This is a genomic window from Aquimarina sp. ERC-38 (assembly GCF_026222555.1).
Classification (GTDB): Bacteria; Bacteroidota; Bacteroidia; order Flavobacteriales; family Flavobacteriaceae; genus Aquimarina.
The window spans coordinates 840,284-853,595 of record NZ_CP098511.1 but is presented as its reverse complement, the minus strand read 5'-3'; the positions used below and the strand labels follow the sequence as shown (position 1 = coordinate 853,595).

Annotated in this window: 11 protein-coding genes; 7 read left to right on the top strand and 4 right to left on the bottom strand. The window is 36.4% G+C overall.

Annotated elements, in window-relative coordinates:
• The first annotated feature begins 71 nt into the window (after window positions 1–71).
• The 7 genes from NBT05_RS03685 to NBT05_RS03655 all read left to right on the top strand — a co-directional run bounded on the left by NBT05_RS03685 (window position 72) and on the right by NBT05_RS03655 (window position 5,076).
• A complete protein-coding gene (locus NBT05_RS03685) occupies window positions 72–755 on the top strand; it encodes a response regulator transcription factor (protein ID WP_265772098.1) in 684 nt (227 codons plus the stop codon).
• The gene (locus tag NBT05_RS03680) at window positions 755–1,831 is read left to right on the top strand and encodes a sensor histidine kinase (protein ID WP_265772096.1); all 1,077 of its coding nucleotides are present in this window, start codon (window positions 755–757) and stop codon (window positions 1,829–1,831) included. The genes NBT05_RS03685 and NBT05_RS03680 overlap by 1 nt, the downstream gene beginning before the upstream one ends.
• Before the next feature lie 92 nt (window positions 1,832–1,923).
• Entirely contained in the window at window positions 1,924–2,601 is a 678-nt protein-coding gene (gene trmB / locus NBT05_RS03675) for a tRNA (guanosine(46)-N7)-methyltransferase TrmB (protein ID WP_265772095.1), read from the top strand.
• A 3-nt stretch (window positions 2,602–2,604) separates the two neighbouring features.
• Window positions 2,605–3,234: a LysE family translocator gene (locus NBT05_RS03670; RefSeq protein WP_265772094.1), complete on the top strand. Its 630-nt coding sequence runs from the start codon at window positions 2,605–2,607 to the stop codon at window positions 3,232–3,234.
• Between the two features lie 8 nt (window positions 3,235–3,242).
• Window positions 3,243–3,572 (top strand): MGMT family protein, encoded by a 330-nt coding sequence (locus NBT05_RS03665; RefSeq protein ID WP_265772093.1) that lies wholly within the window; start codon window positions 3,243–3,245, stop codon window positions 3,570–3,572.
• 115 nt (window positions 3,573–3,687) lie between these two features.
• Window positions 3,688–4,830, top strand: a complete 1,143-nt coding sequence (locus NBT05_RS03660) for an Mrp/NBP35 family ATP-binding protein (protein ID WP_265772092.1) — start codon at window positions 3,688–3,690, stop codon at window positions 4,828–4,830.
• Between the two features lie 6 nt (window positions 4,831–4,836).
• Complete coding sequence (locus NBT05_RS03655) at window positions 4,837–5,076, top strand: NifU family protein (protein ID WP_265773201.1); 240 nt, start codon at window positions 4,837–4,839, stop codon at window positions 5,074–5,076.
• 119 nt (window positions 5,077–5,195) lie between these two features.
• Here NBT05_RS03655 and eda read toward each other — a convergent pair whose 3' ends face one another.
• From eda to NBT05_RS03635, 4 genes are all read right to left on the bottom strand, one after another.
• Window positions 5,196–5,858 carry a bifunctional 4-hydroxy-2-oxoglutarate aldolase/2-dehydro-3-deoxy-phosphogluconate aldolase gene (eda, locus tag NBT05_RS03650; protein ID WP_265772090.1) on the bottom strand — a complete coding sequence of 221 codons (663 nt, stop codon included), beginning with the start codon at window positions 5,856–5,858 and terminating at the stop codon, window positions 5,196–5,198.
• 5 nt (window positions 5,859–5,863) lie between these two features.
• Entirely contained in the window at window positions 5,864–6,859 is a 996-nt protein-coding gene (locus NBT05_RS03645) for a sugar kinase (RefSeq protein ID WP_265772088.1), read from the bottom strand.
• On the bottom strand, window positions 6,852–7,451 hold the full coding sequence (locus NBT05_RS03640; RefSeq protein WP_265772087.1) for a DUF4861 family protein: 600 nt from the start codon (window positions 7,449–7,451) through the stop codon (window positions 6,852–6,854). Before NBT05_RS03640 ends, NBT05_RS03645 begins: the two co-directional genes overlap by 8 nt.
• A 399-nt stretch (window positions 7,452–7,850) precedes the next feature.
• The gene (locus NBT05_RS03635; RefSeq protein ID WP_265772086.1) at window positions 7,851–12,902 is read right to left on the bottom strand and encodes a choice-of-anchor D domain-containing protein; all 5,052 of its coding nucleotides are present in this window, start codon (window positions 12,900–12,902) and stop codon (window positions 7,851–7,853) included.
• Between the last annotated feature and the right edge of the window lie 410 nt (window positions 12,903–13,312).

Sequence of the window (13,312 nt, the reverse complement as noted above, 5' to 3'; positions counted from 1 at the left end):
CTTGTTAGATATTAAAGTTAGCCTCTGTTTTATGTAGTATATTTACATACCTGGTTAAGAATTTATTTAAAATGAAGAAAAAAGATATTACCATACTGTTAGTTGATGACGAACCGGATATCCTTGAGATTGTAAGTTACAATTTGAGTGCTGAAGGATATAATGTAATTACAGCTGAAAACGGGGTGGAGGCAGTTGCTAAAGCAAATAAAAAAAAGCCCCACCTGATAATCCTGGATGTGATGATGCCGGAAATGGATGGTATAGAAGCCTGTGAAAATATCCGTAAAATACCGGATCTGGAACATACAATCATTACCTTTTTAACCGCCCGAGGAGAAGATTATTCACAAGTAGCTGGTTTTGATGCCGGAGCTGATGATTATATTACCAAGCCCATACGTCCTAAAGTCCTAGTTAGTAAAGTAAAAGCTTTGTTACGCAGGTTAAAAGAAGAAGAAACTTCTAATAACGTAGTAAAAATCGGGAATCTGGTGATCAATCGGGATGAATATAAAATTATAAAAGACAAAAAAGAAATTCTACTTCCGCGAAAAGAATTTGAATTGTTATCTTTATTAGCCTCAAAACCCGGAAAGGTTTTTAAAAGAGAAGATATCTTAGATAAAGTATGGGGTAATGAAGTTGTGGTAGGTGGCCGTACCATTGACGTTCATATCAGAAAGTTAAGAGAAAAGATCGGCGATTCCAGTTTTAAAACGATCAAGGGGGTCGGATACAAGTTTGTAGTTTAATGGCAGAAAAATTTAAAAAATCATATCGCTTTGCAACTTTATCTTCCTTATATATTACTCTTATATTAACGCTTTTACTAAGCGTTTTTTTTTATCAAAACCCACTAGTTTTTAAAGTAGCATATATGCTACTGTTTCCGGTATTTTGTTATCCGATTTGCTTTGTAATTATACAATATCGGGTACAACGTTTTATCTATCGCAGTGTCCGTAAAATATATGACGATATTGAAATGCTGGACGTAGAAAATATAAACCGAACCCCGGTGACTACGGATATGCAGACGCTAATTAAAGAAGTTGAAAAATTTGCGTTAAAACGAAAAAGTGAAATCGAACGCTTAAAAGTCAGAGAAGATTATCGGAAAGAATTTATGGGTAATGTATCCCATGAGTTAAAAACCCCACTTTTTACCGTACAGGGATATATTTTGACATTGTTGGATGGGGCCATGAGTGATAAAAAAATCCTGGAGAAATACCTAAACCGGGCAAATAAAGGGGTAGAACGTCTTATTTATATTGTAAATGACCTGGATATGATCACCAAATTAGAGGTGGGCGACCTGAATCTCAATTACTCCACTTTTAATATTGTTGAATTAATACAGAGCGTTTTTGACCTTTTTGAGATGAAAGCTGCAAAAAAAAACATTACCCTTTTATTCGATATGCAATATCAGAAACCAATCCTGGTTTATGCAGATAAGGAACGAATCCAACAGGTACTTTCTAATCTGGTTGTAAATTCTATTAAATACGGTAAAGAAGACGGGACTACGGAGGTAAGTATTGAAAATTTAGTTAAAAATAAAATTATCATTCGGGTAACCGATAATGGAGAAGGAATCGCAGAATCTCATATTCCACGCTTGTTTGAACGCTTCTATCGGGTGGATAAAAGTGGCTCCAGAAAGGTAGGTGGTTCCGGATTAGGCTTAGCTATTGTAAAACATATCATTGAAGCTCATAGAGAAAAAATCTATGTAGAAAGTGACTACCGGATAGGAAGCGAATTTTCTTTTACGCTGGAGAAAGCAAAAATACCGGTAACAGATCATCCCAAACTACAATAAATCAGGACAATGGCTATTTTTAAAAATAAAGGCAGCTTCTCTATTTTATAGTTTATTGGGTATTAATTACATTTGATGCTTATTTATAAGTTGTGGGAAGTAAAAACAAACTAAAGCGGTTTAAAGAAAATAAAACGTTTAGAAATGTTATAGAAATACCAAGAGAAGAAGTATTAAAAGATCAGGTTAGTTACAAAGGTTCCTGGAGAACTGATTTTTTTAAAAATTCAAACCCAATTGTTCTCGAATTAGGCTGTGGAAAAGGGGAATACACCATTGAATTAGCAAAGAGAAACCCAAATAAAAACTTTATTGGTATTGATATCAAAGGAGCACGGTTCTGGAAAGGAGCCAAAGCCGCTTTAGAAGAAGATCTTAATAACGTAGCTTTTATCAGGACGCAAATCGAATTAATTTCTTATTTCTTTAATGAGAGTGAAGTAGATGAAATTTGGATTACCTTTCCTGACCCACAAATTAAGTATAAACGTACTAAACACCGGCTTACCAATACTAGTTTTTTAAGTCAGTATAAAGATATTTTAAAACCGGAAGGATTATTGCATTTGAAGACCGATAGTGAATTTATGCATGGTTATACTTTAGGGTTATTACATGGGCTTGGATATCCTGTTTTATATGCAAACCACGATGTTTATAAAAATGAAGGAGCTCCCAAAGAAGTAACGGCTATTCAGACTTTTTATGAAAAACAATATCTTGAACAAAAGAAAGCCATAACCTACATACAGTTTACTTTAAAATCATAAGCTTTGGAAGTAACAAAATTTTTCCTGATTACCTATTTTGCTTCGCTACTGGGGGTATTACCTCCCGGCTTAGTTAATATGACGGTGGCAAAGACTTGTGTTGAAAGGGGAAAACATAACGGATTACTGGTGGCTATCGGAGCAACACTTGTGGTGTTTATCCAGGCATGTATCGCTATCTTACTGGCAAAATATATCTTTTTTAACCCGTATGTCCGGAATATTTTATTACGGACGGGAGCCGTCATCTTTTTGTTACTATCTATCTATTTCTTTGTAAAAGCCCGGCAAAAAAATATAAAAATAAGAACGTATAAGCATGCACATACCCAGAGTTTTTTTAAAGGAGCAATGGTATCCTTATTAAACATACTACCCATCCCTTATTTCTGTGCAATAGCCGCAGCGATGAGTGTAAGTAATAAAGTAGATTATGATGCCTACTATATTACCGTATTTAGTATTGCCGCAGGATTAGGAACCTTTACTTCCTTATATCTATACGTATTGTCCTTTTTAAAAATAGAAAACAGAACGGCATCAATCACTAAATATTCTAACTACTTTATGGCATTTTTAATGTTAATTTTAGTAGTCATTACCGTAGTACGAATCTTTACGGATGTAGAATAACCTAAGTAATGGAAGAGCAAAGTTTTTTTGAAAAAGTATATGTGGTAGCAAAGCGTATCCCTTACGGAAGAGTTACTTCCTACGGAAGTATTGCAAAATATCTGGGAGCAGCAAAAAGCGCCAGAATGGTAGGATGGGCAATGAACGCCTGTAAAAACAGAACGGATGTGCCTGCACACCGGGTAGTTAATCAAAAAGGCATCCTTACCGGAAAACATCATTTTGAAGGAACCAATTTAATGCAACAGTTATTAGAAAACGAAGGGATTGTAGTAAAAGATAACCAAATCCAGGATTTTGAAAAGGTGTATTGGAATCCGGTTACCGATTTAGGATAATCTTTGTGTTATCACAAATACTTTGTACGCTCCGTTTGCAGAATTAGATCTCTTTACGCTTTAATAAAGTATCTTTGTAATAGGAATTAATAGAATTTAAAAATAGCAGTTGTTTATGAAGTTGGAAAAGCCAAAAATCTTTGAAGCTTTAAAAAAAATTACGGTTGCCGGGGAAGGTCAAAACCTGGTAGATAGTGGTGCGGTTCAAAATGTAATGACTTTTGCAGACGAAGTAATTGTAGATGTGGTTTTAAAAACCCCCGCATTACATATTAAAAAAAGAACCGAGGTTGATATTATAAAAATTATTCATAGCGAAGTTTATGAAAAAGCCAAGGTAAAGGTAAATATAGCGGTCGCTGCACCACCTAAAGAAGAAGCTGCTAAGAATGTAATTAAGGGAAAACCTATCCCGGGAATTAAAAATATTGTTGCCATTGCTTCCGGAAAAGGGGGGGTAGGTAAATCAACAGTTACTTCTAACATTGCCGTAACCCTGGCAGAAATGGGTTTTAAAGTCGGAGTGCTGGATGCTGATATCTACGGGCCTTCCATACCCGTCATGTTTGATGTAGAAAGAGAACGACCACTCTCTGTAAAGGTAGATGGTGCTTCTAAGATGAAACCAATTGAAAGTTACGGGGTAAAAATTCTTTCTATAGGATTTTTTACACAATTAAATCAGGCGGTAGTCTGGAGAGGGCCAATGGCGGCAAAAGCTTTAAATCAAATGATTTTTGATGCTGCCTGGGGAGAACTGGACTTTTTATTACTGGATTTACCTCCGGGAACCGGAGATATCCACCTGTCAATTATGCAATCCTTACCCATAACCGGAGCCGTTATTGTAAGTACTCCGCAACTGGTAGCCTTAGCAGATGCCCGTAAAGGGATCTCTATGTTTCAACAGGATAGTATTGCCGTGCCGGTTTTAGGTATTATCGAAAATATGGCGTATTTTACTCCGGAAGAATTACCTGACCATAAATATTATATCTTTGGAAAAGAAGGAGCTAAACACTTATCTGAAGATTTGGAAGTTCCGTTCCTGGGTGAAATCCCATTAGTACAAGGGATTCGTGAAGCAGGGGACGTAGGTAGGCCTGCTGCTTTACAAACCAGTTCGGTAGTGCAGGAAGCTTTTACTGCAATTACTAAAGAAGTAGTACGCGAGGTGGTAAATAGAAATGATATGTTGCCTCCCACAGAAGCAATAAAGATAACAACTATGGCAGGATGTGCTGCGGTAAAAAAGTAGACAATGATGACAACAGAAGAACTTAGGATGAATGTGGAAAAAGCACTAGAAGAAATCCGACCGTTTTTAAAAAGTGACGGTGGAGATATTTCTCTGGTAGCTATAGAAGATGACAAAAGGGTAAAAGTACAACTGGAAGGTGCCTGCGTAGGATGTAGTGTGAATCAGATGACATTAAAATCCGGGGTGGAAATGACCATTAAAAAATATGCCCCGCAGATTGAGGAGGTACTAAACGTAGAATAATTGGTAAAAGATGGAATATTCAAGTGATTATTCATATTCGAACTGAAGTCGTTGAAATACATAAAAAAGCCGTTTCATAACCTTTGTGAAACGGCTTTTTTATGTAGATAACAATACTATTAACCTTTTAGTTCTTTAATTAAATTAATTGCATTCGTAATATCAGCACTTAATTTGGTGTAATTTTTGTTTTTAATATCCTCTTTATTAAATAGTTGAGATCCCATTCCTACACATAAAACTCCGGCATTAAACCATTGGCTTAGGTTTTCACGGGTAGGTTTTACGCCTCCGGTGGGCATAATATGTACTTCCGGAAGAACGGACTTTACTGCTTTTATAAAATCGGGCCCCAGGACATTACCCGGAAAAGATTTTACGACGGCTGCTCCCATGGTAATGGCTTTATAAACTTCAGTAAGTGTGGCACAACCGGGTATCCAGACCATGTTATGCTTTATAGCTTCTTCTGCAACTTCATCAATTAAGGCGGGTGATACTATAAAGTCTGTCCCCGCTGCAATAAAATCCGCAGCTTGTTCTTTGGTAAATATAGTTCCGATCCCTAGCAGAAGATCTTCATACTTTTCAGTATAGGATTTCAAAGCCTTAAAAACTTCCAGCGCATTTGCCCCACGATTGGTAAATTCAAAAACCCGGACACCTCCCTGGTATGCTGCATCTACCACTTGTTGGGTAATTTCGATATTAGCATGGTTAAATACAGGGATCATCCCTGTAGATTTCATATTTTCAATAATGTAGCTTGCTTCTTTATTCATGTTTATTATCTTAGGAGTTTGCCTATGTTCACTCCATGGGTTAGTTGTTCTACTTCTTCAATAGATGTCAGGTTTGCATCCCCGATAATGGAATGTTTTAAAACTGATGCGGCCACTGCAAATTCCAGAGCATCCTGATCATTTTTATTCATTAAGCCGTAAATAAGACCGGACATAAATGAATCTCCGCCTCCTATACGATCTACGATATGGCTGATATCGTAAGTTTTGGAAGTCAATAATTTTCCGTTTTTATAAAGCATACCCGTTAAGCGGTTATGCGAAGCAGATACCGATTCGCGATGGGTATTTGCAATGGTTTCTATGGAAGGGAAAGCCTGTATCGCTTTTTGACAAGCATCCGTAAAGTCATCACTTATAATATCCATACAATTTTCAAAATCTGTGAGGCCTGCAATAATCACATGGGTACGACTCACTAATTCCGGCATAATATCCAAAGGTTGTTTGCCATATTGCCAAAGATTTCTTCTGTAATTGATATCACCACTCACAGTAATTCCTTTTTTCTCAGCAGCTTTTAAAGCATCCAGGCAAATCTGGGCTGCGGTGGCAGAGGCAGCAGGGGTAATCCCTGTCCAGTGAAACCAATCCGCATCTTTAAATACCAGATCCCAGTCAATGGTAGCAGGATCTAACTTTGAAAAGGAAGAATCAAAACGATCATATATAATTTTGGAGGAACGTTGCATAACCCCATTTTCTAGGAAATATAGTCCCATTCTACCTTCATTCGTATAAACAAATGAGGTATCGACTCCATGTTGTTTTAAATAATTAGTGGCTGCCCGCCCAATATCATGTGCAGGAAATGAGGTGACGTGGGCGGTAGAAACACCCCAATTGGCTAGAGCTACAGAAACATTAGCTTCTGCTCCACCAAAGTAAATATTATAATTTTGAGCTTGTAAAAACCGTTCGCTAACTGGCGTGGTCAATCGCATTAAAACTTCACCTAAAGTTATTATCCGTTTATTCATAGATTCCTTTTACCGGATTCGACAATGTATTAGTGATACTTGTATGTATAGTATTAAATTTGTGTAAAGCTACATAAGAAAAACCTGATCCTTTTGATCTATTTAAAAAGAATAACGAATTTATTTTACCCGGCTTTTGCTTTTTTTGATAAGACAATATTTGAAATATCTTATCACTTTTTTTACCATTACCAAAATGAATATTAGTATGCTGTTTAAAGGTAGGAACTTGATAAGAAGGTACTACCTTGACTTGTAGCTTTTTAGTCTCATTAGCTTTAAAATTCATGGTAGTATTAAACTCATCCCAATTGCCATCATTATCCACATCCTCTAATCGAAAAGGAAGAATAGACCCTGTAGAATCCACTAATACTACCGTATTATTTTCAGGCAGGCTATCTATATTTTTTAATAATAAACCACGTGAAATTTTTACAGGAGCATCTATTCTATCAATAGCTAATGTATTTTTAAAGGTTAAAAATACCAACTTTGATTCTTCTACCTTGATTTCATCTTGGCAACTCCACATTTGAAAAAGTATACCAGCTAGGGTTAATCCAATATAAAGTGTTTTCCTTCTATACATTTCTTATGGCAGGCTAGTCAATTTTAGTTTGAAGATTTTAAGATTGTTATTATTCCAGTGGTTGTAAAATCATATTTACAATAATAGAGATTCGCTTAATAAGGTATAAAAGTTAAAATACCAATAGTTACTAAATTGAAAATGCCATTTGAATGAGAGGGCTAAAGTAGTAAACTTTTAGCATTTGCTCGTAAAAAATGAACAAAGGTTCATAAATTAATGATTTTAACAATAGAAATTATAGATATTCCTAATAAAATTATGTTTGAGGAGAAAACTCCTTTACTTACTTGTTTTTCTGGTTTAGTTATGATTACAGAATTATATAAAAAGCCGTTTTGATATGATCATCAAAACGGCTTTGGCTAACTTAAATAGTTGTTTAAAAACAAAAAACAGCTATTGTTTAATAATTTTCTTTTGGGAAGAAATATTAGTACTTAGATCCGACAGTATTAATATGTACACTCCTTTAGCAAGGTTAGAAACATCAAGAGAACCTTTGCCGGAACTATCCAGTATAAAATCATCAGAACTATACATCTGCTGACCGGTTAAGGTTAATAACTTTAACTGATACCTCGCATTCTTTTGATTACTGATTTGATAAATAGCGACATCTGATACCGGATTGTTAACCTTAAATCCGGAATTTAAAAAATCATTCCTATCTACAGTAAGTGTATTAGCTTCTAACACCGTCAAATTAAATAGGGTGCTACTTCTGGATTTGTCTACGGAGTTACTGGACAGCACCAATTCATCAAAGTATAGGCCCGGACTTAAATCAGTACCATCAATGGTAACCGTAAAAGTTGCGGAGCCCTGAGCAGGTATTGCTCCTGTAGCTTTATTAATACCGGTGATAAAGGGAACATCTCCTTCGTCGGGTTTGATAAATCTAACAGCTAAGTTATCTTTAATATATTCCGTATTAAAAGCTACCTGTATCCCGTCAGAACCATTTGTATTTTCAATGCCCACAGTAACTATATCCAGAAATCTTGCAGTTGATACATCATCATAGAAAATATCTATATTACCGTCGGGATATAAAACAATTTGAAAAGTTACACTTTCATCAGGATTACTGAAAAGTTCGGCAAACGTTGTCCATTGTACGATAAATTTATCGTCAAAATTTTGATAATGTAGCATACTTCCCGAAGGTAATCTTGCAAGATCACTCCACATTGCTGAAATAATATTATTGACATCGTCAGGAAAAGGGATTTGGTCATTAAAAGCATTAGTAGGACCGGGTTGGTTAAAAGAAAGAAAACCATTTTCGGATATGTATATATCAGTATACTCTGAACCATAAAAGTCAAATGTAAAAGGTAAGGGTACATTTATAAATTGATCCAGACCTACATCCAAGGTAACTTCAATACCTGTAGTAGAGATATCTTCAAAATTAAATACGGGACCTCCATCTTCATCACTATCAATCCAGGTGTACCCAAAATTATCGTCAGATCCTGCTCCTAAAACTACATTATGGCCTTTACGGCTGCCAAGCGCATCTTTAGTTAAACTCTTAGTGACTCCATAATCGATATGCCCGGTATTATTAAGTACCAGACCTTTAGTATTTAATAATTTAGTTACCGCAACCTCCGGAAAAGAATAAATTAACGGAGCATTACCTTCATTTTCTAGTGTTACTGTGCTGGTTGTCGTACTTCCGGCTTCAACCTCTAGGTTAACTTCATCTGGTGACAATACTGCTACCGGAGGTTCAACTCCGACCCCGTTTAGTACAACCGTTAACTCCGGGTTATCTGCATTATCGCTTTTTATGGATAAAATACTATTAATATTACCAGTAGTACGGGGAGTAAAAGTAACGCTTACCACAAGCGAATCCTTTGAGTTTACGATAGCGCTCTGTTCTGATAGCGTAAAATCCTCAATGTCCGTACTTAGTTCATTTAGGGTAAGGCTACCTAATCCGTTATTAACAATAGTGATAGTTTTTTCACTTGTACTCCCTATAAATACATCATTAAATAAAACTACTTCGTCCAGTAATTCAATATCATTAACCTGCCCCGAAATCTCTAAGGTAGTATGCACCTCTGCTTGAGGGGTCACCGGATCGTTACTATTAATGGCGATAGTGTTTTTATAAACCCCATTAGCAAAATTGCTGGCGGCAAAAGTAACAGCAACTTCTTGTGTAGCTCTTGGAGCTAGAGTACCGCTTGATGGTTCTATCACTAGAAGTGACTCTTTACTACCTAATGCCCGATTGTAAATATTAAAACTTGGCAAGGCAACCCAGTTAGCTCCGCCATCAGAACTTACCAAGTTTGCACCTTCACGTAAAATACCCAGATCATCGTAACCTACCGGGTTTCTTACACCTGTTGGGTATTTGTGAACAACCCAAAATGAATCTCCTGCCTGAAACTGTAATTTTGTGGTTAACTCTTCTAATATAATCACCTCAAAAGCACTTTCCTGTTCTATTGCCTGAGTGAGTAGTAGTTCTCCTTCATTAGGAGTACTCCCGCCTTTATAAATTTCTAAAATGACAACGATATCTTCGTCAAGATTAGCCCTGAACCCGTTACGAATAGCAGATAAAGTAAAGGATTCCGAGACATCAAAACGTATAGCCGAAGAAACCGGTATATCAGGATCACTAAAACCGAATAAGAAAGGAATAAGACTTTCGCCTGAATCATAAAATATACTATCTGTAATATCTTCCAGGTTTTTTAATTCGGATGTTTTAGAAGAAGATAGTTTGTTTGGGTAGTCTTTAGCCCATGTTCCTTTTTTTGTATTTCCTAAGCCATAGTCTTTAAGGTTTAATCCGTCAAGTATTGCTTTTGATTTATTCGCTAAAGCTGATAGTTGGACGGAACCATCAGTGACAGCTGTCGTATATTCTAAAGGACTTTCACCAGCATTAGATATGGTAAAAGTCTCGGTTTTAACTGCCGGAACGTCTGTTTGGACATTGATAGCTACATTTAAAGAATCCGGGGTTACGACAATGGTAGGAGGTAAAGCTACGGTCAGACTCACAGGTATGTTAACGGGACTATTAATCGAATCATTGCTAGATACTTTTAAATTTGCTGTATATACTCCTTTATCCAGGCCTCTGCTATCAAAAACAACCCTAACCTCAGTAGAATCAGCAATAGCTACTTCTCCCGCCCTCGGGGCAACTGATACAAAGAAGCCATCTTCGTTAAAATCAGTTATTTCAAAATTATCAACATCCATAGTACCCCCGGCTACAGCCATATCAGATACCAGGGCAACTTCTTCCATAAACGTACCAAAGGGTATCCCGGTAAAAACAAGTTCATCATCAAAAAATACGGAGAATTCCTCAAGGATACCTGAAACTTCAATGGATACCTTAAAATAGCCATCAGGAACGGTCTGAGGAATACGTACTAATTCACCTCCATTCTCTAAATTCAAGATATCTATACTTTTATCAGGGTTAAAAATAATCCGGGTAACTACGAGTCCTTCCGTAGCATTTTGTGGTAATAATTGCCAGGTATTTCCGTCCCCTTGAATTTGGACATCTGCTGAAAAAGCGGTGTATGCATTACTGACGGGTGTGACCCTAGGACTTATAGCTAATGGTTCTCCAAATTCTCTGGTACTACCCAGTCCGTCTGATTCTCCTCTTATATGTAAAGAACCTTCTTTTGGGTTATCATCGCTTATGACCCAATTATCCTCGTATGCTGCAAACCAACCTATTTGTTCGTTAAGTCTTCCCAGTTCAAAATCTTCAAAATCCGTTGCATATAAACTGGAATTTAACTGATTTGCAGTTTTATCCTTGTTATATACCATTTGATAGAGGGGATTACCACTAGTAGGTGGATCCAGAGTAATTTTTTTAAATCCGTTTTTTTCAATAAAGGATTTTGTTTTTGCTACTTGTAAGGGGAAAACATCATTTCCATCTTCATCTTGAACTGCAATACTATAGGTAAGTGGGTCATCTCCCAAATTACGTATACTTAGTTCTCTAACCGCCGTGTTATTTAAATCTACCGTTTCATTTAAGGAGTCCTGATCAATAGAAAGTACTGCTATTTCAGTTCCATCTAAGATTCTAAGTGATACGGGTACTTCCCTAATATTATCAAAACCTGCTGTAGCAAGAACAATAGTATCCCTAAAAATACCTTTGGGAACATTTATAGTGCTTAAGGTAATTTTTAAAGTATCAGTACCTGACGGTGCAATTTCAAAATTAGTTTCAGAAGTAATGCTTATAAATTCACTTCCGTTTTTGATACTTGCGGTAACTTCTGCCGGTTCTGCTAAGGGATTGCTTAAGGTAATTGGTATTTGTAATTCATTATTTACAAAAAGTTCTTCACTAATCCTACTGGGATTAGATGTTACGGGATTAAAGTTGCCATTAATTTCCCAGCCCATATCCCTAAAAAAGCCCCGGGTAATATTACCAATATCAAAATTAGACTCTTGTGTATTAGCCACAGGAGTCATTAATGAATTAGGATCCCCAGCAGGAAATGCATCCTCATCCCAATGAGATATACTCGAACCGACCCGATAGGGAAAGGGTGCATATATTTTAGGTAGCGTACCTCCCAGGGCTTCAACGGCAAAAGGACTGTTAACAAAAAGGTCATCAGACGTTAATTCATTTGCTAATTCTTCTGAAGGGTCCGGAAAACTTTTGATACTTTCATCATTACCATTTACTATATAATTAGAAAAGACTGAATAATCAGGGGTATCTGATCCTCTTAAGGTACCTAACCCATCAAAGCCAATTGAATTTACATTTAAAAATCCTAGTCCGTGCCCAATTTCATGTAGTGCAACGGTGATAAAGTCAAATTGCCCGGGACCGGCATTACCGTCAGTACCATAATACCATTCAAAACCATCTCCTAAGCTGACTGTAAAATCATAATCCAACTCTACTGGTAAAAGCGTTTCACCTGCTAATGCGTTTGCAAGGGGGGCAGGATAAGAGGCAATCGGATCCGGTGCATTAGGAAAACCAACGCTTAGGTAGGTAGGACCTGCAGCAGCTAGGACGCCAGGATCATCAAATGTCGCAAAATCAACAAAAGCACGAATAGGTACTGAAGAAACAATTTCATTTGCCCAAATATCCAGTGCAAACTCAAAAGCGGCTTTTGCTCGCGGGTTAGCTTCGGCTCCCGGACCAAAAGTCACAATAAATTCGGCAGTAGCGTTTTGTTTTAAGCTACTTTTCAATTTTGCGTTCGGGATTTCAGGGATACCGTGTTTTGTATGTTTTGCTTCAAAATCTGCAGGACAGGTTACTATAACCCCGGGGTAATGTTTTACTTTTTGTGCATGAGTTACATAAGAAAATAAGGATAGTAGCCATAGGAGTAGTCCCCATCTTTTAAAGAATTGCATAGTTCCTAAAAAACTACTTGTGTAGAAGTTTTTTTTCATGGTGTTTAATTTAAGTTAGTAAGTAGCGGGTATATAGAATAGTAGATACCAGATAAGGTAATACCTTATCATTGCATAATTGTACATAAGAAGAATGCAGTAATCTAAAAGAGGAGGGGAGTAGTTACTACATTAAAGTCAGACCAATTAATATTTATCAATTAATTGGTACAAAATATTTTAGTAGTACTTGTAGCTAAATAAGTAGGGTAAACCATATAAAGAGTTTTAGAAATTGTCAAATTTGTGCTTTGCTTTAAATGTAAAGGAATTTTAATATTTCAACAATTTAGTGATATTAAAGTATTGTTAATTAAACTTTTACGATTTAATATTCACATTTGAAATAAGTAAAAAGCCACTTTGTTTAGAGTAACAAAGTGGCTTTTTCTGTAGTATAAGAGCTGTAC

Excerpts from the sequence above, each read along its gene's own strand:
- NBT05_RS03685 (WP_265772098.1), top strand. The coding sequence starts at position 72 with ATGAAGAAAAAAGATATTACCATACTGTTAGTTGATGACGAACCGGAT.
- NBT05_RS03680 (WP_265772096.1), top strand. The coding sequence starts at position 755 with ATGGCAGAAAAATTTAAAAAATCATATCGCTTTGCAACTTTATCTTCC.
- NBT05_RS03665 (WP_265772093.1), top strand. The coding sequence starts at position 3,243 with ATGGAAGAGCAAAGTTTTTTTGAAAAAGTATATGTGGTAGCAAAGCGT.
- NBT05_RS03660 (WP_265772092.1), top strand. The coding sequence starts at position 3,688 with ATGAAGTTGGAAAAGCCAAAAATCTTTGAAGCTTTAAAAAAAATTACG.
- NBT05_RS03655 (WP_265773201.1), top strand. The coding sequence starts at position 4,837 with ATGACAACAGAAGAACTTAGGATGAATGTGGAAAAAGCACTAGAAGAA.
- eda (WP_265772090.1), bottom strand. The coding sequence starts at position 5,858 with ATGAATAAAGAAGCAAGCTACATTATTGAAAATATGAAATCTACAGGG.
- NBT05_RS03645 (WP_265772088.1), bottom strand. The coding sequence starts at position 6,859 with ATGAATAAACGGATAATAACTTTAGGTGAAGTTTTAATGCGATTGACC.
- NBT05_RS03640 (WP_265772087.1), bottom strand. The coding sequence starts at position 7,451 with ATGTATAGAAGGAAAACACTTTATATTGGATTAACCCTAGCTGGTATA.
- NBT05_RS03635 (WP_265772086.1), bottom strand. The coding sequence starts at position 12,902 with ATGAAAAAAAACTTCTACACAAGTAGTTTTTTAGGAACTATGCAATTC.